The organism is Cypionkella sp. PAMC25878 (assembly GCF_058135695.1).
This window is the reverse complement of record NZ_CM176871.1, coordinates 4,772,010-4,796,936: the sequence shown is the minus strand read 5'-3', so window position 1 is coordinate 4,796,936 and position 24,927 is coordinate 4,772,010. Positions and strand designations below refer to the sequence as shown.

Annotated in this window: 24 protein-coding genes, 1 tRNA gene and 1 riboswitch; of the genes, 6 read left to right on the top strand and 19 right to left on the bottom strand. The window is 62.2% G+C overall.

Annotation, left to right across the window (positions count from 1 at the left end; translation table 11 throughout):
• Positions 1 to 120 precede the first annotated feature (120 nt).
• The 4 genes from ACS5RD_RS24005 to smpB form a co-directional block, all read right to left on the bottom strand.
• Positions 121 to 1,299, bottom strand: a complete 1,179-nt coding sequence (locus ACS5RD_RS24005; protein ID WP_489929429.1) for an amino acid aminotransferase — start codon at positions 1,297 to 1,299, stop codon at positions 121 to 123.
• Positions 1,300 to 1,302: 3 nt separating this feature from the next.
• Positions 1,303 to 2,163 carry a 3-mercaptopyruvate sulfurtransferase gene (sseA, locus tag ACS5RD_RS24000; protein ID WP_489929428.1) on the bottom strand — a complete coding sequence of 287 codons (861 nt, stop codon included), beginning with the start codon at positions 2,161 to 2,163 and terminating at the stop codon, positions 1,303 to 1,305.
• 108 nt (positions 2,164 to 2,271) lie between these two features.
• A complete protein-coding gene (locus tag ACS5RD_RS23995) occupies positions 2,272 to 2,565 on the bottom strand; it encodes a hypothetical protein (RefSeq protein ID WP_489929427.1) in 294 nt (97 codons plus the stop codon).
• Positions 2,566 to 2,703: 138 nt separating this feature from the next.
• Positions 2,704 to 3,189: an SsrA-binding protein SmpB gene (gene smpB / locus ACS5RD_RS23990; protein ID WP_054008209.1), complete on the bottom strand. Its 486-nt coding sequence runs from the start codon at positions 3,187 to 3,189 to the stop codon at positions 2,704 to 2,706.
• Between the two features lie 52 nt (positions 3,190 to 3,241).
• Between smpB and ACS5RD_RS23985 the strand changes: the two genes are divergently transcribed.
• Positions 3,242 to 3,688 carry a potassium channel family protein gene (locus ACS5RD_RS23985; RefSeq protein WP_054008208.1) on the top strand — a complete coding sequence of 149 codons (447 nt, stop codon included), beginning with the start codon at positions 3,242 to 3,244 and terminating at the stop codon, positions 3,686 to 3,688.
• Between the two features lie 34 nt (positions 3,689 to 3,722).
• Here ACS5RD_RS23985 and ACS5RD_RS23980 read toward each other — a convergent pair whose 3' ends face one another.
• Both ACS5RD_RS23980 and dapA read right to left on the bottom strand, forming a co-directional pair.
• Entirely contained in the window at positions 3,723 to 4,583 is an 861-nt protein-coding gene (locus ACS5RD_RS23980; protein ID WP_489929426.1) for a DMT family transporter, read from the bottom strand.
• A 103-nt stretch (positions 4,584 to 4,686) separates the two neighbouring features.
• Complete coding sequence (gene dapA, locus ACS5RD_RS23975) at positions 4,687 to 5,559, bottom strand: 4-hydroxy-tetrahydrodipicolinate synthase (RefSeq protein WP_489929425.1); 873 nt, start codon at positions 5,557 to 5,559, stop codon at positions 4,687 to 4,689.
• 156 nt (positions 5,560 to 5,715) lie between these two features.
• On the opposite strand from dapA, the gene ACS5RD_RS23970 reads away from it, so the two are divergent.
• Positions 5,716 to 7,668 (top strand): lytic transglycosylase domain-containing protein, encoded by a 1,953-nt coding sequence (locus ACS5RD_RS23970; RefSeq protein ID WP_489929424.1) that lies wholly within the window; start codon positions 5,716 to 5,718, stop codon positions 7,666 to 7,668.
• Positions 7,669 to 7,818: 150 nt separating this feature from the next.
• Here the strand turns inward: ACS5RD_RS23970 and ACS5RD_RS23965 are convergent, their stop codons facing one another.
• The 4 genes from ACS5RD_RS23965 to mnmC2 form a co-directional block, all read right to left on the bottom strand.
• Positions 7,819 to 8,289, bottom strand: a complete 471-nt coding sequence (locus tag ACS5RD_RS23965) for a hypothetical protein (RefSeq protein ID WP_489929423.1) — start codon at positions 8,287 to 8,289, stop codon at positions 7,819 to 7,821.
• A gap of 148 nt (positions 8,290 to 8,437) precedes the next feature.
• Positions 8,438 to 9,325, bottom strand: a complete 888-nt coding sequence (locus ACS5RD_RS23960) for a DMT family transporter (RefSeq protein ID WP_489929422.1) — start codon at positions 9,323 to 9,325, stop codon at positions 8,438 to 8,440.
• Positions 9,322 to 10,191, bottom strand: coding sequence for a DMT family transporter (locus tag ACS5RD_RS23955; protein WP_054008203.1), 870 nt, complete (start codon positions 10,189 to 10,191; stop codon positions 9,322 to 9,324). The genes ACS5RD_RS23960 and ACS5RD_RS23955 overlap by 4 nt, the downstream gene beginning before the upstream one ends.
• The gene (mnmC2, locus tag ACS5RD_RS23950) at positions 10,188 to 10,853 is read right to left on the bottom strand and encodes a tRNA (5-methylaminomethyl-2-thiouridine)(34)-methyltransferase MnmC2 (protein ID WP_489929421.1); all 666 of its coding nucleotides are present in this window, start codon (positions 10,851 to 10,853) and stop codon (positions 10,188 to 10,190) included. Before mnmC2 ends, ACS5RD_RS23955 begins: the two co-directional genes overlap by 4 nt.
• A gap of 40 nt (positions 10,854 to 10,893) precedes the next feature.
• Here mnmC2 and ACS5RD_RS23945 point away from each other — a divergent pair, with 40 nt between their 5' ends.
• Entirely contained in the window at positions 10,894 to 11,919 is a 1,026-nt protein-coding gene (locus ACS5RD_RS23945; protein WP_489929420.1) for an NAD(P)/FAD-dependent oxidoreductase, read from the top strand.
• Positions 11,920 to 12,186: 267 nt separating this feature from the next.
• Here the strand turns inward: ACS5RD_RS23945 and mtaB are convergent, their stop codons facing one another.
• Together mtaB and dapF are read right to left on the bottom strand one after the other, a co-directional pair.
• Positions 12,187 to 13,440 carry a tRNA (N(6)-L-threonylcarbamoyladenosine(37)-C(2))-methylthiotransferase MtaB gene (gene mtaB / locus ACS5RD_RS23940; RefSeq protein WP_489929419.1) on the bottom strand — a complete coding sequence of 418 codons (1,254 nt, stop codon included), beginning with the start codon at positions 13,438 to 13,440 and terminating at the stop codon, positions 12,187 to 12,189.
• Positions 13,437 to 14,294, bottom strand: coding sequence for a diaminopimelate epimerase (dapF, locus tag ACS5RD_RS23935; protein ID WP_489929418.1), 858 nt, complete (start codon positions 14,292 to 14,294; stop codon positions 13,437 to 13,439). Before dapF ends, mtaB begins: the two co-directional genes overlap by 4 nt.
• Before the next feature lie 87 nt (positions 14,295 to 14,381).
• Here dapF and ACS5RD_RS23930 point away from each other — a divergent pair.
• From ACS5RD_RS23930 to ACS5RD_RS23920, 3 genes are all read left to right on the top strand, one after another.
• Positions 14,382 to 14,457 (top strand) — tRNA-Lys (locus tag ACS5RD_RS23930).
• 172 nt (positions 14,458 to 14,629) lie between these two features.
• Positions 14,630 to 14,829, top strand: a riboswitch (cobalamin riboswitch).
• Between the two features lie 70 nt (positions 14,830 to 14,899).
• Positions 14,900 to 16,138 (top strand): aromatic ring-hydroxylating oxygenase subunit alpha, encoded by a 1,239-nt coding sequence (locus ACS5RD_RS23925; protein WP_489929417.1) that lies wholly within the window; start codon positions 14,900 to 14,902, stop codon positions 16,136 to 16,138.
• A 3-nt stretch (positions 16,139 to 16,141) separates the two neighbouring features.
• A complete protein-coding gene (locus ACS5RD_RS23920; RefSeq protein WP_489929416.1) occupies positions 16,142 to 17,233 on the top strand; it encodes an FAD-binding oxidoreductase in 1,092 nt (363 codons plus the stop codon).
• Between the two features lie 221 nt (positions 17,234 to 17,454).
• Here ACS5RD_RS23920 and ACS5RD_RS23915 read toward each other — a convergent pair whose 3' ends face one another.
• From ACS5RD_RS23915 to urtB, 7 genes are all read right to left on the bottom strand, one after another.
• Positions 17,455 to 17,850: a phage holin family protein gene (locus ACS5RD_RS23915; protein WP_054008197.1), complete on the bottom strand. Its 396-nt coding sequence runs from the start codon at positions 17,848 to 17,850 to the stop codon at positions 17,455 to 17,457.
• The gene (locus tag ACS5RD_RS23910) at positions 17,850 to 18,164 is read right to left on the bottom strand and encodes a glycine zipper domain-containing protein (RefSeq protein WP_489929415.1); all 315 of its coding nucleotides are present in this window, start codon (positions 18,162 to 18,164) and stop codon (positions 17,850 to 17,852) included. Before ACS5RD_RS23910 ends, ACS5RD_RS23915 begins: the two co-directional genes overlap by 1 nt.
• A 10-nt stretch (positions 18,165 to 18,174) precedes the next feature.
• Positions 18,175 to 20,076, bottom strand: a complete 1,902-nt coding sequence (locus ACS5RD_RS23905; protein ID WP_489929414.1) for an AI-2E family transporter — start codon at positions 20,074 to 20,076, stop codon at positions 18,175 to 18,177.
• 101 nt (positions 20,077 to 20,177) lie between these two features.
• On the bottom strand, positions 20,178 to 20,876 hold the full coding sequence (gene urtE, locus ACS5RD_RS23900) for an urea ABC transporter ATP-binding subunit UrtE (RefSeq protein ID WP_489929413.1): 699 nt from the start codon (positions 20,874 to 20,876) through the stop codon (positions 20,178 to 20,180).
• Positions 20,873 to 21,616, bottom strand: a complete 744-nt coding sequence (gene urtD, locus ACS5RD_RS23895; protein WP_489929412.1) for an urea ABC transporter ATP-binding protein UrtD — start codon at positions 21,614 to 21,616, stop codon at positions 20,873 to 20,875. Before urtD ends, urtE begins: the two co-directional genes overlap by 4 nt.
• The gene (gene urtC, locus ACS5RD_RS23890; RefSeq protein WP_489929411.1) at positions 21,613 to 22,836 is read right to left on the bottom strand and encodes an urea ABC transporter permease subunit UrtC; all 1,224 of its coding nucleotides are present in this window, start codon (positions 22,834 to 22,836) and stop codon (positions 21,613 to 21,615) included. Before urtC ends, urtD begins: the two co-directional genes overlap by 4 nt.
• A gap of 106 nt (positions 22,837 to 22,942) precedes the next feature.
• On the bottom strand, positions 22,943 to 24,874 hold the full coding sequence (gene urtB / locus ACS5RD_RS23885) for an urea ABC transporter permease subunit UrtB (protein ID WP_489929410.1): 1,932 nt from the start codon (positions 24,872 to 24,874) through the stop codon (positions 22,943 to 22,945).
• Positions 24,875 to 24,927: the final 53 nt, after the last annotated feature.

Genomic DNA, 24,927 nt, shown 5'->3' with positions numbered 1-24,927 from the left:
TCCTCCCCGTCGGGTGTTGACAAGCGAACGGCCCGCAGGATCCTCCCCCTGCGGGCCGTTTCTATTTTGAAGCCGATTTTCTGAGTAGAAAATCGTGCCGGAAAATTTTGAATTTTCCGGTTACGCGGTGAGTTGGGCGATGGCTTTGGCGAGGATTGGCACGGTTTTGGCGTTCAGGCCCGCGATGTTGATCCGGCTGTCGCCGACCATATAGATGCCGTGCTGTTCTCGCAGGATGTTGACCTGCGCTTCGGTCAGCCCAAGGCGGCTGAACATGCCGCGATGGAAGGCGACGAAATCAAACCGATCCGAGTTGGTGGCGCGGCGCAATTCATCTGCAAGGCTTTGCCGCAGGGTCAGCATGTTGAGGCGGACTTCTTCAAGCTCTGCCTTCCAGTCGGTGCGCAGGGCGTCATCTTCCAGAATCATCGTCACAAGACGTGCGCCGTGATCGGGCGGGAAGCTGTAGTTTTGACGGTTCAGGAAGGCGAGGTTGCCTTGGGTGACGGCGCGGCGGGCTGGGTCGCCGAGGGCGATCAGGATTCCGGTACGCTCGCGGTAGATGCCGAAGTTTTTGCTGCAAGAGGCGGCGATGAGGACTTCGGGGAAGGTTTGGGCGATCATCCTTGTGGCGGCGGCGTCTTGTTCCAGCCCATCGCCAAAGCCTTGATAGGCGAGGTCAACGAAGGGGATCGCACCCTTGGCCAGCAGCAGTTTCGCCACCTGCGCCCACTGATCAGCGTTCAGGTTCGCGCCCGTGGGGTTGTGGCAGCAGCCGTGCAGCAGAACGGCATCGCCTGCTTTGACCCCGGCGAGGTCTTCCATCAGCCCAGCAAAGTCGATGCCACGGGTTTCAGCGTCGAAATAGCGATAGTCGGCCATGTTCATGCCGAGGTATTTGATGATCGAGGGGTGGTTCGGCCAAGTGGGATTGGAGAGCCAGACGGTCGCGTTGGGTGCGGCCAGTTTGATCAGCTCCAGCGCCTGCCGGATCGCGCCCGTGCCGCCGGGGGTGGCGACGGAAGCGGCGCGGTCGGTGTAGCCCTCGCCGAGGATCATCTTGACCATCGCGGCGTTATAGGCGGGCTCGCCCGCAAGGCCGGTGTAGGTCTTGGTGGTTTCCACCTCCCACAGCTTTTTCTCGGCGGCTTTCACGGCGCGCATCACCGGGGTCAGGCCAGTGGCGTCTTTGTAGACGCCGACGCCGAGGTCGATTTTGTTATCGCGCGGATCGTCTTTATACATCTGGATCAGTTGCAGGATTTTGTCCTGCGGCTGCGGGTTCAGTGTCTCAAGCATACCTTATCCTTTTTCGACCGCGAGGTCGTCATACATGCCCCATTCGGCCCAAGAGCCATCGTAGAGCGCATGGTTGCGGTGGCCGATGCGTTCCAGCGCAAGGCTGAGGATCGCCGCCGTCACGCCCGAGCCGCAAGAGGTGATCGCGGGTTTTGACAGGTTCACGCCTGCGGCCTCAAACAGGCTGCGCAGGGCATCGGGGGATTTCATCGTGCCATCGGGATTTAGAAGCGTGCTGTAGGGCACGTTTTTTGCCCCCGGAATATGGCCGGAGCGCAGGCCGGGGCGGGGCTCTGGCACCTCACCCTTGAAGCGGGGTGCGCCACGGGCATCGATAATCTCGGCCTCACCCAGTTTGGCAGCATGGGCGACTTGCGTCACGTCTTTTACCAGATGGTTCTGGCGCGACACCGTCATGTGGCGGTCGCGCACGATGGGGGGCATATCTTCGATCTCTCGTCCTTCAGCGCGCCATTTCGGCAGCCCGCCATCCAGTACGGCGACATCGGTCTTGCCCATCAGCCGGAAGGTCCACCAGACGCGGGCGGCAGAGAACAGGCCAGAGCCGTCATAGATCACCACCTGATGCCCATCGCCGATGCCCATGGCGCGCAGACGCGAGATGAATTTCTCGGGCGGAGGGGCCATGTGGGGCAGGGCAGAGCGCTGGTCGGTGATCTCGTCAATGTCGAAAAACCGCGCGCCGGGTATATGGGCGGATAGATACTCGGCCTTTGCGTTGCGGCCGGTGTCGGGCAGATACCAGCTGGCGTCGATCAGCCGCAGATCGGGGTCGGCGCGGTGCGCGGCGAGCCAAGCGGTGCTGACCAGGGTTTTCGGATCATCGGCGGGGGATGGGGTCATCTGGGGCCTCGGGCTGCGAAAATCGGCGGGGATGCCGATGCAGTTAAACCCAAGGACGCTGTCAGACAAGAGAGCGCGGGCGCGCAATGGCACGCCCGCGCAAGAATATTAGCTTTTCGCCATCGCGTTCTTGATCGCGCCGACAAGCGCCATCAGCACACCGCCACCGACGCCGCCAGAAAGCACCGAAGTGATGATCGAGGTCATATCGGTGGCACCAGTGGCCGCCGCAGTTGCCCCTGCGCCGCCCACCATGGCAAGGATCTGGCCGCCCAGACCGCCGCCGAGAATCCCGACGATCGAGTTGCCCAAAGTGCCGAGGTTCAGGTTTTTCAGCACCGCACCTGCCGCGTTGCCACCCAGAGCGCCTGCGATCAGCTGGATGATAAAGTTCATATCCATGATACTCATTCCTTCCCTACATGATGCCCGCCGTTGTGGCGTGACATTTCCCGGCCATTTCTGGACCCGGAGGTCTAGGACCGGATAGGGGGAATTATGCCAGAATCTAGGCATTTAGGCAATGTTTTCAGCAGAGTGCTAAAGCTTAGCCTTCATGCCTTCTTTCATAATGCGTGATTTTTGCCGATCCCAATCGCGCTTGGCCGAGGTCGCGCGCTTGTCGGCCAGTTTTTTACCTTTGGCGACGCCGAGCTTCAGTTTCACCATGCCGCGCTCGTTGAAATACATTTTCAACGGAACGATGGTCATGCCTTCACGCCCCACCGCGTTCCACAGGCGAGACAGTTCCTTCTTGTTTACCAGTAGCTTACGGCGGCGGCGCTCATCGTGCGGGAACATCACGGCTTGCAGATAGGGCGCAATATAGCCGTTGATCAACCACAGCTCGCCACCCTCAACATTCGCATAGCTTTCGGCAATGTTCGAGCCGCCCTTGCGCAAGGATTTCACTTCCGAGCCATGCAGCATGATGCCTGCTTCCAGATCCCATTCTATATGGTAATCGAAACGGGCGCGCCGGTTTTCGGCGATCAGTTTGGAATTGGGGTCGGATTTCTCTGCCATGATGCGCCCGAGATAGGCGTTGCGCGCGGCAGAGTCCAGAAGCGGGGCTGAGATGTTCGTTCAGATTGCCATCGGCACCGGCCTATTGCTGGTCAATATCACGCTGGCGGCGGTGGCCGCGATGTTGCTGGAAGGATTGTTGGTGCGGGCGCATCACTGGTTGCTGCGCCCGCCGCATCGGCCCAAGTTGGTGCTGCTGCTCGTCGGCGTCTCGCTTTGGGTGTTGGGCGTGGTCACGGTGGGCGTCTGGGTCTGGGCGCTGGCCTATCAACAGCTGGGGGCGTTCAAGACCTTGGAGGAAGCGGTTTATTTCAGTCTGGTGGCGTATTCCACACTGGGTCTGGGCGATCTGGTGCCAGCGGCTGAATGGCGTTTGCTGGCGGGCATGGAGGCGGCGAACGGGCTTTTGAACTTCGGTCTGCTGACGGCGCTGTTGATCGAAGGGCTGCGGCAGGTGCGGTTGGGTCAAATCGAGCATCGGCTGAAGCGGGGCGGCTGACGCGGAGGGCGGGGCAGAAGGCCGATGGCGGTGTTTAGCGGCGGCGGCGGTTCTGGCCGAGGATGATCACGCCACAGGCGACGATGATCGCAGCGCCCAGCAGGGTTGCGGCGTCAGGGCGCTCGTGGAACACGGTGACGCCGAGGATCATGGCAAACAGCAGGCGGGTGTAGCGGAATGGGGTGACCACGGCGATCTCGCCGCTGCGCATCGCGGTGGTCAGCGCGGCATAGGCGGCGATGCCGAAGGTGGCGGCTCCGGCGATCAGGCCAAGGGTTTGCGGGTTGGGCGGGGCGGTTTTTCCGGTGACAACAGTGATAATCATGCCAGACAGTGCCAGCATGATGAAGCCTGTGACGCCGAGTTGTGCGTTCGACAACGCCGGGGGCGCGGCACGGGTGGCAAGATCGCGGCCCGCGAAGCCGAGCATGGCGATCAAGGCAAGAAGCGACAAGGCTGAGAAGCCGTCAAGGCCGGGGCGCAGGATGATCAGCACGCCGACGAAGCCCAGCAGGATCAGCAGCCAGCGTTTCAGCCCGACGGTTTCACCAAAGATCACAGCCGCGCCCAGAACCACCACCAAGGGCGTGGCTTGCAGGATCGCCGAGGCGACGGAAATAGGGGTCAGCGCAATGGCGAGGGCATAGAACAGCCGCCCGGTGATCTCAAAGCCCGAGCGCAGCGCCATCGTGCCAGTGAACATCGCGCGCGGAATCGGCGGATCGCCTGCGCGCATCGCAAGGGCTGCGAACACCGCGATGCCGATCAGCCCCATGATCAAAATCGCCTCGCCGACCGGGATGGCTTGGCTGGCGGCTTTCAGGAAAGCATCCTCTGCCGCAAAGCCCGCCATCGAGGCGGTCATGAAAAGGCTGCCGCGCAGGTTGGGGGTCATCGGGACTTTCTGCCGAATTGCTCTTTTCGAAATACTCCCGCCGGAGGCTCCGTTGGCTGGCAAAAAGAGCCTCCGGCGGGGATATTTAGGCCAAGATGAAAGCTTAGATCAGGCCCGCGTGCTGCATCGCTGCCTTGATGCGGGCTTTGGTGGGATCGGTCAGGCCGACCAGCGGCAGGCGGACGTCTTCGGCGCAGAGTCCGAGCAGCGACAGGCCGTATTTGGCGCCGACCAGACCCGGCTCGAGGAAGATCGCCTCGTGCAGCGACATCAGTTTGTCTTGGTATGCGAGGGCCTTGGTGTAGTCGCCTGCGAGGGTGGCGGCTTGGAACTCGGCACACAGGCGCGGCGCTACGTTGGCCGTCACCGAGATACAGCCAACACCGCCGTGGGCGTTAAAGCCCAGAGCGGTGGCGTCTTCGCCGGACAGTTGGATGAAATCCGCGCCGCAGGTAGCGCGCTGCATCGAGACGCGCTCAATCTTGCCGGTGGCGTCTTTCACCCCGATGATGCGCGGCAGTTTCGCCAAGGTGCCCATCGTGTCGGGCAACATATCCACCACCGAGCGGCCCGGGATGTTGTAGATAATGATCGGCAGATTGCAGCAGTCGTGCAGGGCGGTGAAATGCGCCACCAGCCCGGCTTGGGTCGGGCGGTTGTAATAGGGCGTCACCACAAGTGCCGCATCGGCGCCGACCTTCTCGGCAAAGCGGATCAGGCTGATGCCTTCCGACGTGTTGTTCGACCCAGCCCCGGCGATCACCGGCACCCGGCCAGCGGCGGTTTCCACCACCACTTCGATGACTTTCTGGTGTTCCTCGTGGGAAAGCGTCGGGCTTTCGCCGGTGGTGCCGACTGGGACAAGACCCGTCGAGCCTTCGGCGATGTGCCACTCGACCAGTTTCTTCAGCGTCACCAGATCGAGTTCACCGTTCTTGAACGGCGTAACCAGTGCGGGAATGGACCCTGTGATCATGGTGCGCGTCTCCTCTGTGGGGCGATCTGGAATCGCCGTGATGTCAGCGCTGCCTACCTAACCGGGGATCGGCGTTTTGCCAAGTATGGGCGGCGAATTGCCGGGTTCACGGGGTTTTGGGTTGTGGGAAACCGGGGGGTAGGGCAGAATCCGGGGATGAGCAGAATAAGCAAGATCGCAAAAGCGGTCATACTCGGCGTTTCACTGGTGGTGTCTCCTATGGCGCGGGCCGATCAGGCCGCGTCGTTTTCGGTCGCGTTGAAAGCGGCGGAGGCCAAGGATTGGCCTGCGGCGTTGACGGCGGCGCAGGGGGCGGGGGCCATCGGCGGCGATGTGATCTTATGGCAATGGCTGCGCGACGGTCAGGGCCGCTTGGGCGACTACGAAGGCTTTATCGCCCGCAGGCCGGATTGGCCGGGGTTGGCTTTGCTGCGCGAAAAGGGCGAGGTCGCGGTGGCGCGCTCGATCGACCCTGCGCGGGTGGTGGCGTATTTCGGAAAGGATAAGCCGAAGACTGGGGCGGGGGCGGTGGCCTTGGTTTCTGCTTTGGTGGCTTTGGGGCGGTCGGGGGATGCCGAAGCCGAGGCGTTTCGGGCCTGGACCACGCTGAAGTTTGAGGCGGCTGATGAGGTCGCGATGCTGGGCATCATGGGCGCGCCGCTGTCGGTGGCGCATGAGGTGCGGCTGGATCGGATTCTGTGGGAGGGTGGGCGTAAGGCCGAGGCCGAGCGGATGCTGCCGCGGGTCTCAAAGGATTGGCGGACCTTGGCGATGGCGCGGATGGCGTTGCGGGCGGATAGTGCGGCTGCGGTGGATTTGGTCGACGCGGTGCCGAAATCCATGCTGGGTGATCCGGGGCTGGCCTATGAGCGCTTCACCTACCGGATGCGGGCGGATCGCTATGATGATGCAGCGACGCTGATCCTTGAGCGCAGCAAGTCGGTGGCCAGTCTAGGCGACCCCGAGGCTTGGGGCAAGCGGCGGGCGGATTTGGCGCGGGTTTTGCTGCGGCAGGGCGAGCCGAAGCTGGCGTTCCGGGTCGCGGCGAACCATCAGATGACCAAGGGCAATGACTATGTCGATCTGGAGTTTCTGGCCGGGTTTATCGCTTTGCGCAAATTGGGCGAGCCGGATGTGGCGATCAAGCATTTCAAGCATTTGAAGGAAGCGGTGGCGACTCCGATTTCCGTCGCGCGGGCCGAATATTGGATGGGTCGGGCGCTGGAGGCCAAGGGCGACAAGGCGGGGGCGGATGCGGCCTATGCGCGGGCGGCGCGCAATCAGACGGCGTATTATGGGATGCTGGCCAGCGAGAAGATCGGGCTGCCGCTTGATCCAGCCTTGGTGAATGTGGGGGAACCTACGCCCGCGTGGCGCAATGCGGGGTTTGCGGGAAGTTCGGTTCTGGCGGCGGGGATGGCGTTGGTGGAGGCTGGCGACCGGACTTTGGCGAAGCGGTTTTTCTTGCAGGTGGCAGAGGGCTTGGATGCCAAGGGGCTGGAGCAGTTGGCAGATTTGGCGCTGCGGATGAATGAGCCGTATATTGCTTTGCTGGTGGCCAAGCACGCGGCGGAGCGCGGGGTGATCTTGCCGCGCGCTTATTATCCGGTGCCTGCGATGGTGCCGGATGGGCTGGCGGTCAGCCGGGCTTTGGCCTTGTCGATTTCGCGGCGGGAGAGTGAATTTGACCCTGCGGCGCAGAGTAAAGCCGGGGCGCGTGGGTTGATGCAGGTAATGCCAGCGACCGCCGAGCATGTGGCGAAGGGGTTGGGCGAGACTTCCAGCGCGGGGCGGTTGATTTCCGATCCACCGTTCAATGTGCGGATGGGGTCGATCTATCTGAGCCATATGATTGAGAAATTTGGGCCTTCTGTGGCGCTGATCGCGTCGGGCTATAACGCCGGGCCGGGGCGGCCGGGTAAGTGGATCGAGCAGTTTGGCGACCCGCGCAAGGATAGCGTCGATGTGGTGGATTGGGTTGAGATGATCCCGTTCTCGGAAACCCGCACCTATGTGATGCGGGTGGCGGAAGGGGTGGTGATCTACCGCGCCAAACTGAAAGGCGTGGCGGGGCCGGTGCGGATTTCTGCGGAATTGACGGGGCGGTGAGGAGGAGTCTTAAGTGCTGGAGAACGCTCTGTTCATTGGCTGATTTACGAAAGGGTAATGACCTAGAAAGCGGCCATTTTGGTATGGGATGGGGCCATATTGTTGGGGTGGTGGGAGTGATACTTTGATACATTCATCGCTTGGCAGCACTTACAGGCCGTGGGGGCATTTTGTGAGCGGGCAGCTTTTAGCATGTTGTCGAGCCGACTTAACCGTGATTGCGCATTGCAAAAAATCTATCGGTTCTGGTAAATTCAGGGCTGCTCTCTTTGATTTAAATTCCATTTCGTTTAGTGGCCCTGTTGCTATTTGATCGCCATTGAGAAAATCCTTGTCCAAGGATTTCACCAGATAGTAGTACACATCAACGGTCGTACCAATCGGGCGAACCCGTGCTGTAAGGTATCTAGTATTAGAGGCAACAGCCACAACTTCAGGTGCAATACGCGCTATTGAAGCGCCATCACTAAGCTTTCGGTAAACCATGACATTTTGACCCGTGTATAACCAAGCGGAAATGTAAGTATCATCTTCCCAATAAACACCATAATCACAGCCAGACAGGGGAAACGAAAACATGAGTATTGTGAGTATTTTTCCATGTCTAAGTATATTTTCCATTCATCGCACCTGTCCTGATCAACGCCGATTTCATCGGCTTAGTCCGCTCAGCCGCCATTCCAGCACATCTTTGCATTTGGTCCAAGCCAGACGTTAACCCTCGCCCCCCTTTGCCCGGAATCAAGGGCGCGGCCCTGTGTTGCGCATTTCAAATCTGCGGCGGTTCTTGGTGTTTCACGCGTTGGCGCCAGAGGGTGAACAGGCCGGCGGCGACGACGACGCAGGCTCCTATGGCGACGTTGGGGCGGAGGGTTTCGCCGAACAGGAACACGCCGAGCAGGGCGATGAACATCAGTTGCAGATAGGCGAAGGGTTGCACCGCGGAGGCCTCGGCCACGGCATAGGCTTTGATCAGCAGCCAGTGGCCGATGATCGCGGTGCAGCACAGAGCGCTCATCCAGAGCCAATCGCTGGGCAGCATCGGTTGCCAATACCACAGGCCAATCGGGGTCATCGCGGCGGCACCGACCACGCCTGTCCAGAAAAACGACACCGAGGCCGGGTCTTTGCGGGCGACAAAGCGGGTGAGCAGGCCGTAGACCGCGAACATGAAGGCGCTGATGAACGGGATCAGCGCCCAAGGCGAGAACACGGCAAAGCCGGGCTCTAGGATGATCAGCACGCCGACAAAGCCGATGGCGATGGCGGTCCAGCGCCGCCAGCCGACTTTCTCGCCCAACACCGGGCCGGACAAGGCGGCTACCAGCAGGGGATAGCAGGCGAATACGGCGTGGCTTTGGATCAGACCCAGATTGATGAAGGCGAAGACCATGGCGCAGACCTCGGCCACCAAGATTACGCCGCGGGTGATTTGCTGGGGGGCAAAGCGGGTGCGGGTGGCGGCGCGGATGCCGCCGGGACTGCGGGCGGCGAGGGTGATCACGAAAGCGGCGAACACCCAGAACCGGATCATCACGACCATGTAGACATTATAATTGCTGCCCAAGTGCCGCGAGATGCCGTCTTGCAGCGCGAACACCACGGTGCTGGCGACCATCAGCCAGATGCCGAGTTTCAGGTTTTGTTCGGTTTTCATGGGGATACCTTGGGGGCAGCGCGGGTTTGCCACAGCGAATAGATGCCTGCGGCGATGATCAGGGCGGCACCGAGGATAACGGGAAGCGCAAGTTCCTCGTCAAAGAAGGTCAGCCCCAAGATCGCGATGAACACGAAATGCAGATAGGCGAAGGGCTGGACGGCAGAGGCCTCGGCCACCTCATAGGTTTTTTGCAACAGCCAGTTCGACAGAATTGAGATGGTGGCATAGGTGGCGAAGATCGGCCAGTCTTGCGGTTGGATCGGTTGCCATTGCGGCAGGCCGAGGACGGTCATCATGATGGCCCCCAAAAAGGCGGGCCAGAAAAAGCTGGGGAAAAACGCCTCGTCTCGCGCGGTGAGGCGGGTCAGCACGCTGTAGGCGGCGAAGAACAGCGCGGTGATCAGCGGCAGCAGGGCGGCCCAGCTGAACACGCCTTGGCCGGGGCGCAGGATGATCAGCACGCCGATCAGGCCAACGCCGACGGTGGCCCAGCGTTGCCAGGTGAGGCGTTCGCCCAAGATCGGGCCGGAGAGCGCGACGACGATCAGCGGGCAGACGGCGAATACCGCATGGGCGTTGATCAGGCCGATCAGGGTATAGGCATAGACCATGACGCAGATTTCCACCACCAGCAGGGTGGCGCGCAGGGCTTGGGCTATGGGGCGGCGAGAGCGCAGCGCGACGCGGATGCCCTCGGGGCGGCGCAGCGCAAGGGTGATCACGAAAGCTGCAAACACCCAATAGCGGATCATCACCACCATCAGCGTGTTGTAGTTGCCAGCGAGCAGGCGGGATAAAGCGTCTTGCACCGCGAAGGCCGCGATGGCGGCGATCATCAACAGGATGCCTTTGCGGTTGTTCATGCAAGGGTTCCTGCGGACATGTGTTTTTTACGGCCATGGCCGGGGCGGCGGGTGACTTCAAAGCCCGCGTCTTGCAACGCGCGGCGGACATGGCCAGCGGCGGTGTAGGTGGCGAAGCTGCCATTGGGTGCGGTGTGGCGGGCGACTTCGGTCAGGATGTCGGGCGACCAGAGTTCGGGGTTTTTCGCGGGGGAAAAGCCGTCGAGGAACCATGCGTCGGCTTTGTGGGGCCATGCCGTGAGGGTGTCGCGGGCGTCACCCAGTATGATTTCGACGGCGATGGGGCCGAGCTGGAATTTGGTTTGGCCTTGGCTCCATGCCGCCAGAAATGGGTCAGCCACGGCGCGGGCTTGCGGGAAGTGGTCCAGCGCGCGGGCAATGTCGGCGGCGGGCAGCGGAAAGGCCTCAAAGCTGGTGAAGCGGGTGGGGGTTTCGGTGATCAGCGACAGGGCCAGCAGGTTCAGCCCGGTGCCAAAGCCGAGTTCGGCTACGTGAAAGCCGGGGATTAGGCGTGCGGGCAGGTCGTTGCCGCTCAGAAAGACGTGGCGAGTTTCGGACAGGCCATCGTTTTTGGAGAAATACGGGTCATCGAAGCGGGTCGAGACAGGGATCACGCCGTCTTGCCAGCTTAGGGCCGATTGTGAGGAGGTGGTCATTGTCATATGCCCTTGGTCGGGCGGACCATGGGCAAGGCGGGACAGAATGGCAAGGGTTGATCTGACGGTGCGGGGGGCGGGAATCTTTGGCCTGTCGGTGGCATGGGAAGCTACGCGTCGGGGCGCGAAGGTGCGGGTGATTGAGGCGGTTGCGGTGGGGGCGGGGTCTTCGGGCGGGGTGGTTGGGGCGTTGAGCCCGCATGTGCCGGAAAGCTGGAATGTGAAGAAGGCGTTTCAGTTGGACAGTTTGCTGATGGCTGCGGGCTGGTGGGCCGGGGTGGAAGCGGCGTCGGGGTTGGTGTCGGGCTATGGAAGGGTTGGGCGGTTGCAGCCTTTGGCGGATTCGGCTGCAGTGGAATTGGCGCGGGCGCGGGGTGTGTCAGCGGAAGGGCTGTGGCGGGGCGAGGCGGTTTGGCGGGTTGTGACTGCGACCGGGGCCGCGTGGGAACCGTGGAGCCCGTCGGGGTGGCTGGTGGAGGATAACTTGAGCGCGCGGCTGCATCCTCGGATGGGCTGTGCGGCTTTGGTGGCGGCGATTGTGGCTGCGGGGGGCGAGGTTGTCGTGGGTGAGGCCGAGGAGGTGGGGCCGGTGGTTTGGGCGACGGGGGTGGCGGGGCTGGAGGCGCTGGGTTTGGATTTGGGGCGGGTGGTTGGCGGTGGGGTGAAGGGGCAGGCGATTTCGCTGCGCTATCCGGGCGAGGGGGTGCCGCAACTGTTTGTGGATGGGCTGCATGTGGTGCCGCATGTCGACGGGACGGTGGCAGTGGGGTCTACGTCTGAGACGGTCTGGACGGATTTGGGCCTGGATCATCAGGTGGAGGCGTTGCACGCGCGGGCGGTGGCGGCTTTGCCGGTGCTGGCGGGAGCGGAGGTGGTGGAGAGATGGGCCGGGGTGCGGCCTCGGGCCAAGTCTCGCGCCCCGTTGCTGGGGGCTTGGCCGGGGCGGGCGGGGCATTTTGTGGCCAATGGGGGGTTTAAGATTGGCTTCGGGATGGCGCCGAAAGTGGCCGAGGTAATGGTGGATTTGGTGTTGGAGGGGCGAGATATGATTCCGGACGGGTTTCGGGTTTGAAGGGTGTCCACACGTGGACAGAGGGTATGTTTATATGAAATCAAAGGGTTATATGGGGGTTGTTTACCTTGCGTTTACCTTTTTGCGCTGCGTTTGCGGCGGTTGGGGAAGCCTCCGGCGGGAGTACTTAGGCCAATGTGAAATCATGAGAGGCTCCGCTCTTGGTCATCCTCTGTGCTCAAATATCCCCGCCGGAGGCATCGACCTACGTAAAGCAATGCAAGCTGTCAGGAAGGGCGTAGGGTGGGTTTTCAACCCACCGTGCGCTTAGGCCAACAAACGCTCCCCCGTCACCCCACGGATGGTGGCGGTGAGGATTTGGCCTTCGGGGTGGTCTTTCTCGAAGCTGACTTCGGTGAATTGCTCGGTGCGGCCCATGCGGGGGCCTTCGAGCAGGATGCGGTGGGACTGGCCAAGCTGGGCGGTCAGGTGGCGGGATAGGGCCAGATCGCCTGCGGCGCGCAGGCGGGCGGCGCGGGATTTGATCTCAGGGCCTTGCAGTTGCGGCATCCGGGCGGCGGGGGTGCCTTTGCGGGGGCTGAACGGGAAGACGTGCAGGAAGGTGAGGTTGCAGTCTGTCACCAGTTTCAGGCTGTTTTCGAACATGGCCTCGGACTCAGTGGGGAAGCCTGCGATGATGTCAGCACCGAAGATCATGTCGGGGCGGAGTTTTTTGGCATCTTCGCAGAAGCGGACGGCGTCGTCGCGCAGGTGGCGGCGTTTCATGCGTTTCAGGATCATGTCATCGCCTGCTTGCAGCGACAGGTGCAGGTGGGGCATCAGGCGGGGCTCGGTGGCGATGGCCCCCATCAGGGCATCGTCGGCCTCGATGGAGTCGATGGACGAGATCCGCAGGCGGGGCAGGTCGGGCACAAGGCGCAGGATACGCATCACCAGATCGCCCAAGCGTGGGGTGGCGGGGAGGTCTGCGCCCCATGAGGTGAGATCAACACCGGTAAGTACGACCTCGTTGAAGCCATTGCCCACGAGGCGTTTGATCTGTTCGATGACGACCCCGGCGGGGACGGACCGGGAATTGCCGCGCCCGTAGGGGATGATGCAGAAGGTGCAGCGGTGGTCGCAGCCGTTTTGCACCTGCACATAGGCGCGGTGGCGGCCGAAGCCGTCGATTAGGTGGCCTGCTGTTTCCTTGACCGACATGATGTCGTCGACTTGGACCTTTTCGGTGATGCCGATCAGGTCGGGGGCTTTCAAGTTGGCCCAAGTGGCGGCCTGCATTTTCTCGGTGTTGCCGATCACCTTGGTGACTTCGGCCATGGCGGCGAAGGTTTCGGGCTCGGTTTGTGCGGCGCATCCGGTGACGATGATCTGTGCGCCGGGGTTTTCGCGGGCGAGTTTGCGGATTTCTTGTTTGGCCTTGCGGACGGCTTCGGCGGTGACGGCGCAGGTGTTGACCACTACCGCACCTTCCACGCCTGCGGCGGCGGCGAGTTCTTTCATCGCCTCGGTCTCATAGGCGTTCAGGCGGCAGCCGAGGGTGGCGAAGATTGGGGCGTTCATAGTGCGGCCAGAAACGCGGGGGTAAGGGTGCCGTTGAAGATATGCGTGGTGGGGCCGGTCAGCCAGACGCCATCCTCGCGCCAATCGACGTGCAGGGTGCCGCCGTCAGCCTCGACCGTCACAGAGCGCCCTGTCAGGCCGCGCAGATGGGCGGCAACTACGGTGGCGCAGGTGCCGGAACCGCAGGCGAGGGTGACGCCTGCGCCACGTTCCCACACCCGCATCCGCAGATGGTCGGGGGCGATGACGCTGGCAAATTCGACATTGGTGCGCTGGGGGAACAGGTTGTGATGCTCGGTGCCCGGGCCTTCGATGGTCAGGTTGACCGCCTCGGCATCGGCGACAAAGAACACGCAATGCGGGTTGCCCATGCCGATGGCGGCCGGGTTGCCAGGGAGAGGGAGGTGCAGGGTATCAACTGCGTGGGACAGCGGGATTTCGGACCAATCCAGTTGCGGTTGCCCCATGTTGACCGAGATGCGGCCATTGGGCAGGCGGAGGGCGTGGAGTTGGCCGCGCTCAGTGGTCAGGGTCAGCGTGTCGCGGCCGAGTTCCTGCATCATGTAATCGGACACGCAGCGGGTGGCGTTGCCACACGCGCCAGCGCGGCTGCCATCGCTGTTCCAGAAATCCAACGCGAAATCGGCGGTTTGCGAATCGCGAATCTCGGCCAGTTGGTCAAAGCCGGTGCCGCGGTGGCGGTCGCCCAAGGCTTGCGCCAGTTTGGCCGTGACAATAGCCTCGCGGCCCCGCGAGTCGATGATGACAAAATCATTTCCGGCGCCATGCATCTTCATAAAGGCAATGGCGCTTGGGGTTTTCGGGGCGTTTGCGGCGTTTTCCATCGCCTGCATATACGCCGCAGCGCAGCTTTTTGCCAGAGGCGCGCGTTTTGTCTCTTGACCCTATCCGGCCCGCACCCTAATCAGCGCCACAGTTGTGGGCCGGTAGCTCAGTTGGTAGAGCAGCTGACTTTTAATCAGCGGGTCACAGGTTCGAGTCCCGTCCGGCTCACCACCACAACTAAAGGCCCGACCGGAAACGGTTGGGCCTTTGTCATTTCCGGGTTTTGGTGATGTTTTGAGCGCTTGCGAATCGGGCGCGTGGGCTTTGATTTGCAGGGAAAAGCGGCGGCGTCTTTGGCGTATCGGCATTGGTCGCAAATGATCTATCGCGACTCAGGAAGCCGTGTTTATTGAAGCGGCAAGGTGCCATTCGCAAACATGGAGAATTGGGAAGCCGGTGCAGTGCCGGCGCTGCCCCCGCAACGGTGATGAAACTTAACGTGTGACAGGAGGCCACTGGGGTTTATACTCTGGGAAGGTGTCACACGGGGGCGGTTTGGCCCGGTTTTGCAGCCCGGAAACCAGCCTTGCACTGAGACGACCAGCCCGGCCGGAATGCTCCGGTCCGCCAATGCAACTGTCCCCGCGGGAGGCGTGGACCTACGAGGTGCCAGATGTTGAACCCCGCCGAAATCCACGCTGAATTGGGCGCGCGCCGCAAGGATTATGCGCTGAGCCATGCGCTTTATTGCGATGAGGGCGTGTATAACGCCGATCTCGCGCAGATCTTTTACCGTGAGTGGCTGTTTGCGGCGCCTGCTGCTGCGATGCCGAAGGCCGGGGCGTTTCTGACCCTGCAGGTTGGTGCTTATCCGGTGGTGTTGACGCGCGGCAATGACGGGATGATCCGGGCGTTTCATAACGTGTGTCGGCATCGCGGGCAAAGGTTGTGCGCCAAGGAGACGGGTTCGGGGCCGAAGCTGGTCTGTCCGTATCACCAGTGGACCTATGATCTCGACGGCAAGCTGCAATATGCGCGCGACATGCAGGAGGGGTTTGACCCCAGCGCGCATGGTCTGAAGAAGGTGCATTGCGTCGATCTGGGCGGGATGGTGTTTATCTGCTTGGCCCAAGTGCCGCCGCCGATTGCGGAACTGGCGAAGACGGCGATGACCTATCTGGCCCCGTCGGGGTTGAAGGATACCAAGGTGGCGTTTTCTTCGACGATTGTGGAGAACGGCAACTGGAAGCTGGTGATTGAGAACAATCGCGAGTGCTATCATTGTGGCGGCGCGCATCCGTCTTTGTGCCGGACGTTCTCGGACAATCCGAAAATCGGGGCGATGAATGGGCCGAATGAGGCGAGCGATGAGATCCTCGCGCATTGGACGCGGTGTGAGGCTGCAGGGTTGCCGTCGCGCTTTACCCACGACAAAGCGATGCAGTGGCGCTTGGCGCGGGTGCCGTTGTTGAACAACGCCGAAAGCTACACGATGGACACCAAGGCGGCTGTGGCCAAGCGCTTGGGCACGATGCCGTTCAATGATGCGGGCAGCTTGCTGTTTTACCACTATCCGAACACCTGGAATCACTTCCTGGGCGATCATGCGATCACGTTCCGGGTGCTGCCGATCTCGGCCACTGAGACTCAGGTGACGACGACTTGGCTGGTCCATAAGGATGCGGTCGAGGGCGTGGATTATGATCTGGAACGCCTGACCGATGTGTGGATGCACACCAATGACGAGGATCGTCAGGTCGTGGAGGAGAACCAGAAGGGTATTCTTTCGCCTGCCTACGAGCCCGGTCCGTATTCGACGATTCAGGAAGAAGGCGTGATCCAGTTTGTTGATTGGTATTGCAACACGATGACCGCGCGGACGGCCCCTAAACCTGCGATGGCGGCGGAGTAGATCATGGCAAAGAAAAGCCTGAACTGGGAAGCAGCACCGTGGAATGACAGCCAGATGCTGGAATGCGCCATGGTGGTGCCCGAGAATGACGACACTGCCAGTTTCACCTTTCGCGCGCCGAACGGGGCTTGGTTTGATTACCAGCCGGGGCAGTTCATCACGTTGGACCTGCCTGTGGACCCGAAGAAGGGGGCCAAGGGCAACGTGCAGCGGACCTATACGATCTCGTCTTCGCCTTCGCGCCCCCTGTCGATTTCGATCACGGTCAAGGCGCAGAGCACCTCGATTGGCACACGCTGGATGCTGGATCATCTGAAGCCGGGGATGCAGATCAAGGCGTTTGGGCCTGCGGGGATTTTCAGCTTTCACCGCCATCCGGCGCAGAAATATCTGATGATCTCGGCAGGATCGGGCATCACGCCGATGATGTCGATGACGACATGGGCGTGGGATTCGGGGCAGATGCCGGACATTGTGTTCGTCCATGCCGCCAAGCGCCCGTCTGAGATCATTTTCCGCGAGCGGTTGGAGCAGTTTTCCAATCGCGTGCCGGGGTTGCAGTTGCGCTTTACCGTGGAAGAAAGCGATCCGTTCCGGGCATGGCCGGGGTTCCGGGGGCGCTTGAGCCAGATCATGCTAGGCCTGATGGCCCCGGATTATCTGGATCGCGAGGTGTTCTGCTGTGGCCCCGAGCCGTTCATGCAGGCGGTGCGCGAGATGTTGCAGAGCCTTGGCTATGACATGGCGCACTATCATCAGGAAAGCTTTGGGCTGGCGGTGTCGACCGAGGCTGAAGCGCCAGTGCTGGATGATGTCTCGCCGGTTGATGGGGCGGTGGCGGAGATCACCTTTGCGGACAGCGGCGTGGTGGCAGCTTGTGGCGAGACCGACACCGTGTTGGCGGTGGCGAAACGGTCGGGGCTGAATATTCCGTCCGGTTGCACCTTTGGGCTGTGCGGGACCTGTAAGGTCAAGAAGCTGTCGGGCGATGTGCATATGGTGCACAATGGCGGGATTTCCGATGAGGATATTGCCGACGGCTATATTCTGGCGTGTTGTTCCAACCCGATGGGCAAGATTTCGGTGGCGGTTTAAGCGGGGGCTTGCCCGCTTTGTTCGAAAACAAATCGGGCCGCGCTTGCCTGCCCTCGGCAGGCGCGTTTCCGCGCCAGCCCAGACCGGCGCGCCCCGATTTCCATAATCATGGTCTGCTGCATGAATCCGCTTGCTCAACGGCGTTCAGCCATATGAGCAACGAACCGACAAACTCTGCCCCGCAGAGTTTGTTTTCGGTTCGGGGTCCTCTGCCAAGTCGTTTACTCTTTCGGCTTCCCGCCCAGAAACATCCCCAGCAGCGCGGCACCCAAAGCTGGCCCGAGCAGGGTGAACAGGCTGGCCTCGGCGTTGTGGGCTTTCAACTCGGCCAGCAGGGCTTGGGCTGCGGGCGATTGCAGCGGGCTGGCGGTGCGCAGTTTGGCGCGGGCCAGCAGGCCGAAGATCAGCGCCAGCACAAGGGCTACACCACCGACCAGCAGGGCCGCGCCTATTGGGCCAAGCAGGTGGGCCAGCCATATCCAGAGGGCTGCGGCAAAGCCAATCAGCGCGATGATCGCAAACACCCCCGCAGCGGCGAACAGGGCAGAGGCTTGCGCCATCCGCCTTGCGGCGTGGGCCAGCGCCAACCGCGCGGCGAGGCTGAGCAGGCCCAGCATTAGCGCCGCCCCCAGAGCAGGCCCAGCAGCAGGCCGATACCGCCTGCCAGCGCCAAAGCTTGCCACGGATTGCGGCGGGCGTGGTCGGTGAGGTCTGCCAGTTTCGCCTCGGCGGACTGCCCCACATCGGCCAGCCGTGCCGCACCGTCTTGCCGCAGCGCCTCGGCGCGGGCGGCGAGGCTGGCACGCAGGGTCTCGGCGCTGGTCTGGCTGAGATCGCCCAAGGTCGTCACGATATGCGCGATGTCGTCGCGCAGCGCGGCAATTTGGGATTCGAGCCGGGCAAGGTCTTGATCGGTATCGGGGTTTGACATTGCGTCCTCCTTAGGCTGTGGTTTGGCTGCGGCGGCGGGCGACGACACGCGGCGTGGGCTTTGTAGCATCGGGCACTGGTTTGGGTGTGCCGCGCTGCCAGACGGCATCCATCGCATCCTCAAGATTGGTGACGGCGAAATCGGCACCGATGTCTTCGGCCTCGACTAGCTTTGCTGGCGATACCGCGTTCAGATGCCGCAATCCCGAGGCGCTGTCGGCCAGATCGGCGGGCATTTGCAGGATCACCACCCCGACGCGCAGATGCGGGGCGGCGCGTTTGATGCGGCGGATGTGCAGCAGCGAAGCGCGGGCCGGGCGCGGATCAAGATAGCACAGCAGCAGGCAATCGGCGTTGGCGGTGTCCAAAGCCGCCAGCCGCGAGGGCGCAAGATCAAGATGCGGCGAGAACTGCGCCGCCGCGCCTTCGGTTTGCAGCACCTGCGCCAGCACGGCGGCCGCGACATTATCCAGCGGGGACCGCCCGCCGATCACCCGCAAGCGCAGGCCCAGACCGGGCAGGGCGGTGTCTGATGGGGCGTCGCGCTCGGCCTCCATCTCGGCTTGCAGGTCTGCGACGACCTCTAGCGCGACGGTGGCGAGGCGATCTTGCTGTTCGGCGGTCAAAACGCCACGTTCGCTGTCGTCTTGCGCCAGCAGCAGGGCGGGGATCATCGTGGTTTGGTGGTAATCGACCACGTCCAGTTCTTCGAGGGCTTCGGTCGCGCCAAAGGTGGCCTCCATCGCATCGCCTGCCAACATGCGTTGGTAGAGTTTGGCATGGGGGGCGAGCACGGGCTCATCGCCGAACAGGATGTCAAAGAGGGCAAATTGGGGGATGTGGCGACCTAGCACGACAAGGCAGACGGTGAGCGGGGTGGAGAGGATCAGGCCGAGCGGGCCCCAGAGGAAGGTCCAGAAGATCGCCGCGACGATGATGGCCAGCGGGCTGACCCCGGTGCGCGAGCCGTAAAGCCAAGGCTCGATCACGTTGGAGGTGATCAACTCGACCGATGTGAACAGCGCACCCGTCCACAGCACGGCGGACCAGTCGGGGGATACGGCGAAGGCGAGAAATAGCGGGAAGGCGGCGGCGAGGACGGAGCCGATGTAGGGCACGAAGCGCAGGATCAGCGTCAGCATGCCCCAGAGGGCGGCGTTGGGGACGCCGATGAAATACAGGCCGACACCGATGGGAATGGCGTAGATCACGTTGACCAGAAGTTGCACCAGCAGGTAGTTGGCGACACGGCCGCCTGCCTCCTCCAGCACTTGGGTGGTCCGATACAGGTCGTTGGTGCCGACCAAGCGGATGAAGCGGTCGCGCAGGTCTTCGCGTTCCAGCAGCATGAAGATCACCACGACGATGACAAGGCCGATGGTGGCGATGGGGCTAATCAGCGGGATGACCAGATTTTCGAGAAACGCCAAGGCGTTGGAGGATTGGATGACCTCGACCGGCAGAGGTTTATCGACGCCCGTGGGCAGGGCTGCGCCGATTTCGGTGTTGATCGCGGTGATCATGTCGGACAGGCGCGAGGCGAGGCCATGCTCGCCGCCCGTGGCTTTCAAACCCTCGACTTTATGGATGATGTTGGCCTGAAAGATTGGCAGATTTTGCGCCAGTTGCGCCAGTTGGCTGGCCACGACGAAGGAGAATACCGCGATCAGGCTGAAGGCTAAGGCGACGACCAGCAGCACCGTCCACAGCAGCGGCAGGCCGCGACGGCGCAGCGCGGTGACGAGGGGCGAGAGCGCGAAGGTGATCAGCATGGCGATGGCGAGCGGCACGAACACATCTTGGGCGACGAACAGCACCGCAGCGACGCCCACGACGGCGGTCAACTGGCCGATGGTGATGCGCGCGGCACTGCCGGCATGGGAGGGAAGTGGCGTCAGATCAGCCCCAGACATATGTGCCCCTTTGCACAGAATTGGCCAAGCCCAGAGGGGCGGCTGGCGGGCATGTTGTCAAGCCTGTTGGGGGAACGATTGCGGGCGGGATTGGTTCCCGGTTAGACCGAAACTTCGGCGCGCAAGTCTTCACGGCTGAAATCGGCCCGGGCGCCGGATTTGGCGACGGCCCCGCGGCGCAGGACATAGAAATGGTCGGCGAGGGTGTAGGCGAAGTCGAAGTATTGCTCGACCAAGATGATCGCCATGTCGCCTTTGCCTTTCAGATATTCGATGACGCGGCCAATTTGCTGGATGATGTTGGGCTGGATGCCTTCGGTCGGCTCGTCCAGCAGCAGGACTTTCGGGCGCATGATCATGGCGCGGGCGATGGCGAGTTGTTGTTGCTGGCCGCCGGAGAGGTCGCCACCGCGGCGGGCGGTCATGTCTTTCAGCACCGGGAATAGGTCGTAGATTTCCTGTGGGATTTTATGCTCGGGTTTGGGCAGCAGGGCGAAGGCGGTCTCCAGATTCTCTTTGACGGTGAGCAGCGGGAACATCATCCGGCCTTGCGGGACGACGGCGAGGCCGCGCTGGGCCATTTCTTGTGGGCGGAGTTTGCCCAAGATTTCGCCGTCAAGTTCGACGCTGCCCGCGGAGCGCATATGGGTGCCTGCGAGGGCTTTCAGGAATGATGTCTTACCGACGCCATTGGTGCCCATGATGCAGGTGACTTCGCCTGCTTTGGCTGCGAAATCAATGCCGTGCAGGATTTGCGATCCGCCGTAGTGCAGGGTCAGGCCTTGGGTTTTGATCATCATCCGCGCCCTAAATAAACGTCGATCACGTCTTGGTTTTTCGTCACATGGTCGAGCGAGCCTTCGGCCAGAACCGAGCCTTCGTGCAGCACCGTCACCCGGCAATTCAGGCGGCGGACGAATTCCATATCGTGTTCGACCACCACCACGGCGCGGGTTTTGGCGATATCCACCAGCAGTTCGGTGGTCTTTTCCCGCTCGGCCAGCGTCATGCCTGCGGCGGGTTCATCGACCAGCAGCAGGCGGGGTTCTTGCGCCAAGAGCATGGCTATTTCCAGCCATTGCTTTTGGCCGTGGCTGAGTTCGCCTGCCTTGCGCGGCAGGTGATCTGACAGACCGACTTGGGCGGCGAGAGCCTCGATGCGGGTATGGTCGGCGGGTTTGCTGCGCCAACCTAAGACGCGCCACGGGCTGCGGGCGGCTTTCAGGGCGAGGGTGAGGTTTTCGGTGACGGTTTGATCTTCAAACACCGTGGGGCGTTGGAATTTGCGACCAACGCCTGCGCGGGCGATTTTGGCTTCGGAGAGTTTCAGCAGCGAGGTGGATTTTTCTCCGAAGGTGACGGAGCCTGAGTCGGGTTTGGTTTTGCCCGTCACAATGTCCATGAAGGTGGATTTGCCCGCACCGTTGGGGCCGATAATGGCGCGCAACTCGGCGGGGCCGATGGAGAAGGTCAGGTTGTTGATGGCGCGGAAGCCATCGAAGCTGACGGTGACGCCGGAGACTTCGAGAAGTTGGCTCATTCGATGGCCTCTTTCTCTTGCAGCGAACCTTGGTCGGGGCCAAGGGGTGCGCCTTTGCGGTCGGGGCTGTGCAGGCCAGCGAAGTGATCGAACAAGCCGCCGATGCCTTTGGGGGCGAACAGGGTGACGCAGACGAAGGCGGCTCCGAGCAGGACTTGCCACCAATCGACCCAGTTGATCGTCATAAAGCCAAGCGGGATTGAAGGCGCGCGGCCTCCGGTGAACCAGCTTGACAGCAGCGAGACGACGGCCGCCCCGATGACCGCGCCGTAAAGGCGGCCGCGTCCGCCGATGGCGACCCAGACGGCGAGGTAGATTGAGGCGATGGGGGCGAGTTCGGCGGGGTTGATGATGCCGGCTTGTGGGTAATAGAGCGCGCCTGCCAAGGCGACGATGACGGCGGTGAGGGTGAAGACGAACAGCTTGTAGCCTTCGACCGAGTAGCCAAGGAAGCGCACGCGCGCCTCGTCATCGCGGATGGCGCGGATCACCGAGCCGAATTTGCCGGAGACGATCCAGCTTAGGGTCAGGTAGGCAAGCCCTAGGGCGGCGGCGGAGGCCCAGAAGAACCACAGGCTGATGCTGTCTTGGCTGACGGCATCGAGGCCGGGTAGGTTCTGCAGGCCGGAAAGGCCGTTGTTCCCGCGTAGGCCAGAGTCGTTTTGGAACAGGTAAAGGGCGAGGGCGAGGGTCATCGCTTGGGTCAGGATCGAGAGGTAAACCCCGGTGACGCGAGAGCGGAAGGCGAGCCAGCCGAAGATCAGCGCGAGCAAGCCGGGGAGAGCTACTACTAGGGCCAGTTGGAGGGGGAGGCTGTGGGCAAAGCTCCAGATCATCGGCAGGTCCGACGCGCCGACGACGCCGAAGATTTGGGAGGCGATGCCTTGCTGGATTTCCTCGGGTGTGGCCGGGAGGCCGGAGTTCATCAGGGAAGCGACGACGATTTCCTCGGTGCGGGCATACATCAGCCACATGCCGATCATGTAACCGCCGAGGGCGAAAAACGCCATGTGGCCGAGGGAGAGGATGCCTGCGTAGCCCCAGATCAGATCCATCGCGAGGGCGGCGAGGCAGAGGCAAAGGGTTTTGCCGAGGGTTTTGACGAACGAGGTCGAGATCAGGCCAGTGTGGGCGGCGAGGGTCACGAAGATGGTGAACATCGCGAGGCAGGTGATGAAGATCAGCAGCGACGGGGTGCGGGTGAGGAAAGAGCGGGTCATGGCGTTTCCTTCGTCACAGGCTGCATTTGCCGACAAAGCCGGGGGCCAGCCCCCGGACCCCCGGGATATTTGAGCACAGAGGATGAGGTGAAGGGATGTTGCATGATCAATCTCCTGCCGCGCGGCCTTTGAGGGCGATGATGCCTCGGGGGCGGAACTGGATGAACAGGATGATGAACAGGATCATGTAGGTTTGGGCGGCGAGGGTGTTCGAGGGGTTGAAGAACTCGATAAGTTTTTGCAGACCGCCGATCATGGTGGCCCCCGCGAGGGCGCCCCAGATATTGCCGACGCCGCCGACCACGACGGTCATGAAGGATTGCACGATGTAGTCGGTGCCGAGTTCCGAGGTGACTTTGGCGAAGAGGCCGATGGCGACGCCTGCGATGCCTGCGATGCCGGAGCCGAGGCCGAAGGTCAGCATGTTGATGCGGTCGGGGTTGATGCCCATCGAGGCGGCCATGGTGGGGTTTTGCGTGACGGCGCGGACTTCGAGGCCGAGGCGGGTGCGTTTCATCAGCCAGAGGAAGAAGGTGAGAAACAGCAAGGCGAGGACGAAGATGGCGATGCGGATGTAGCTGATTGAGACCACATCGTTGAAGCTGAGCGCGCCGTCGAGCCATGCGGGCGAGGTTAATGGACGGGCTTGGGTGCCGAAGACGTTTTTCAGGATTTGTTGCAGGGCGATGGAGATGCCAAAGGTTGCCAGAAGGGTTTCTAGGGGGCGTTTGTAGAGGTGGCGGATGATTAAGCGCTCCATCGCGACGCCTGCGGCGAAGGTGACGGCGAAGGCGAGCGGCAGGGCGATCAGGATCGAGGCGGTGTAATTGGGGACGTAAAGTTGCACGACATAGCCGGTGTAGGCGCCCATGGTGATGAACTCGCCGTGGGCCATGTTGATCACGCCCATCACGCCGAAGGTGATCGCAAGGCCGATGGCGGCGAGAAAGTATATCGAGGCGAGCGAGAGGCCATCAAGGGCAAGGTCGGCGGCCTGCATGGCGGCGACTTTGTGGCCGATGGATTTGAGGGCTGCGGCTGCGGCGGTTGTGACGGCGGGGTCGGGTTCGGTGTAGATTTCGTAGAAATGGTGGGCTTTCAGGGCGGCGGCGGCTTCGTCATCGGTGGCGGCTTGCGGGACGGTGCCTGCGGCCTCCAGCGCGGTGTAGGCACGGTCGCGGGCGGCTTGAGTGTTCAGATCGGCGAGGGGGATCCAGCCAACTGCGCCGTTTGCAAGGTTGGCGATCAGGGCGGTGCGTTGCGCCTCTATGGTCAGGCGGGCGGGGGCGAGGTTGGCGGATACCAGCAGGTCGTAGGCTTCGGTTTCCGTCAGGTCGCGGCCGGGTTTCAACTCGCGGGCGATGTTGCTGGTGGGTGGTTCGGCTGCGGCGAGTTTGGTGGTGGCGAGCAGCGGGTTGAGCGCGCCGCGCAAATCAAGGCCGAGGTCTGCGCCGAAGCTGTTGATGGCTTTGATGCGGGCGCTTGAGTCGGGGTCGAAGCGCAGGGTGAGCAGGCGTTCGAGGCGCTGTTTCTGGGCTTTCAGCGTCGCGTCGGACTCATTCAGGATGGCGGCGCGAAGGGGAGCAAGGGCCTCGGGCTTGGGGTCTTTGGCGATGGAATCCAGCGCTGCGGCGCGTTTGTTGGCATCCGGGTCGGACAGGGTGAATTGCACCAAGGCGGTGGCGATCATGCCGCGCACGCCGGCGTTGGGTTTGAGTTCGGTGATGTCGGATTTGGCGGCTTGTCCTGCGGTGGCACCCGTCAGATCGCGCAGCGCGTAGCCGTCGTCGTTCGGAGTGATCAGGAAAAAGATGCCGTCGGATTTGCGGATGCCAAGGCCCTTTTCACCCCATGCCGCAAGAATTGCGCTGGCTGCCGGGTCGCCGCTGGAACCCAAGGCGTCAATCACCGGAGCGATGGTTTGGCGTGAGGCTTTCTCGACCAAAGCGGCGTTGGTGGAAAGGATTTCGGCGGCAGTTTCGGCGCGCAGGGGGGCGGCGAATAGCAGTGCCAGAAGGCAGGCCAGCAGGAAGCGCATGGGGAATCCGTCTATTGGCAGCAGGGGCGTCGGGGGAGGAGGGGAGGGGCCCG

Bases quoted from the DNA above. Each gene is read 5' to 3' on its own strand.
- ACS5RD_RS24005 (WP_489929429.1), bottom strand. From the start codon at position 1,299: ATGCTTGAGACACTGAACCCGCAGCCGCAGGACAAAATCCTGCAACTG.
- sseA (WP_489929428.1), bottom strand. From the start codon at position 2,163: ATGACCCCATCCCCCGCCGATGATCCGAAAACCCTGGTCAGCACCGCT.
- ACS5RD_RS23995 (WP_489929427.1), bottom strand. From the start codon at position 2,565: ATGGATATGAACTTTATCATCCAGCTGATCGCAGGCGCTCTGGGTGGC.
- smpB (WP_054008209.1), bottom strand. From the start codon at position 3,189: ATGGCAGAGAAATCCGACCCCAATTCCAAACTGATCGCCGAAAACCGG.
- ACS5RD_RS23985 (WP_054008208.1), top strand. From the start codon at position 3,242: ATGTTCGTTCAGATTGCCATCGGCACCGGCCTATTGCTGGTCAATATC.
- ACS5RD_RS23980 (WP_489929426.1), bottom strand. From the start codon at position 4,583: ATGACCCCCAACCTGCGCGGCAGCCTTTTCATGACCGCCTCGATGGCG.
- dapA (WP_489929425.1), bottom strand. From the start codon at position 5,559: ATGATCACAGGGTCCATTCCCGCACTGGTTACGCCGTTCAAGAACGGT.
- ACS5RD_RS23970 (WP_489929424.1), top strand. From the start codon at position 5,716: ATGAGCAGAATAAGCAAGATCGCAAAAGCGGTCATACTCGGCGTTTCA.
- ACS5RD_RS23965 (WP_489929423.1), bottom strand. From the start codon at position 8,289: ATGGAAAATATACTTAGACATGGAAAAATACTCACAATACTCATGTTT.
- ACS5RD_RS23960 (WP_489929422.1), bottom strand. From the start codon at position 9,325: ATGAAAACCGAACAAAACCTGAAACTCGGCATCTGGCTGATGGTCGCC.
- ACS5RD_RS23955 (WP_054008203.1), bottom strand. From the start codon at position 10,191: ATGAACAACCGCAAAGGCATCCTGTTGATGATCGCCGCCATCGCGGCC.
- mnmC2 (WP_489929421.1), bottom strand. From the start codon at position 10,853: ATGACAATGACCACCTCCTCACAATCGGCCCTAAGCTGGCAAGACGGC.
- ACS5RD_RS23945 (WP_489929420.1), top strand. From the start codon at position 10,894: ATGGCAAGGGTTGATCTGACGGTGCGGGGGGCGGGAATCTTTGGCCTG.
- mtaB (WP_489929419.1), bottom strand. From the start codon at position 13,440: ATGAACGCCCCAATCTTCGCCACCCTCGGCTGCCGCCTGAACGCCTAT.
- dapF (WP_489929418.1), bottom strand. From the start codon at position 14,294: ATGCAGGCGATGGAAAACGCCGCAAACGCCCCGAAAACCCCAAGCGCC.
- ACS5RD_RS23925 (WP_489929417.1), top strand. From the start codon at position 14,900: ATGTTGAACCCCGCCGAAATCCACGCTGAATTGGGCGCGCGCCGCAAG.
- ACS5RD_RS23920 (WP_489929416.1), top strand. From the start codon at position 16,142: ATGGCAAAGAAAAGCCTGAACTGGGAAGCAGCACCGTGGAATGACAGC.
- ACS5RD_RS23915 (WP_054008197.1), bottom strand. From the start codon at position 17,850: ATGCTGGGCCTGCTCAGCCTCGCCGCGCGGTTGGCGCTGGCCCACGCC.
- ACS5RD_RS23910 (WP_489929415.1), bottom strand. From the start codon at position 18,164: ATGTCAAACCCCGATACCGATCAAGACCTTGCCCGGCTCGAATCCCAA.
- ACS5RD_RS23905 (WP_489929414.1), bottom strand. From the start codon at position 20,076: ATGTCTGGGGCTGATCTGACGCCACTTCCCTCCCATGCCGGCAGTGCC.
- urtE (WP_489929413.1), bottom strand. From the start codon at position 20,876: ATGATGATCAAAACCCAAGGCCTGACCCTGCACTACGGCGGATCGCAA.
- urtD (WP_489929412.1), bottom strand. From the start codon at position 21,616: ATGAGCCAACTTCTCGAAGTCTCCGGCGTCACCGTCAGCTTCGATGGC.
- urtC (WP_489929411.1), bottom strand. From the start codon at position 22,836: ATGACCCGCTCTTTCCTCACCCGCACCCCGTCGCTGCTGATCTTCATC.
- urtB (WP_489929410.1), bottom strand. From the start codon at position 24,874: ATGCGCTTCCTGCTGGCCTGCCTTCTGGCACTGCTATTCGCCGCCCCC.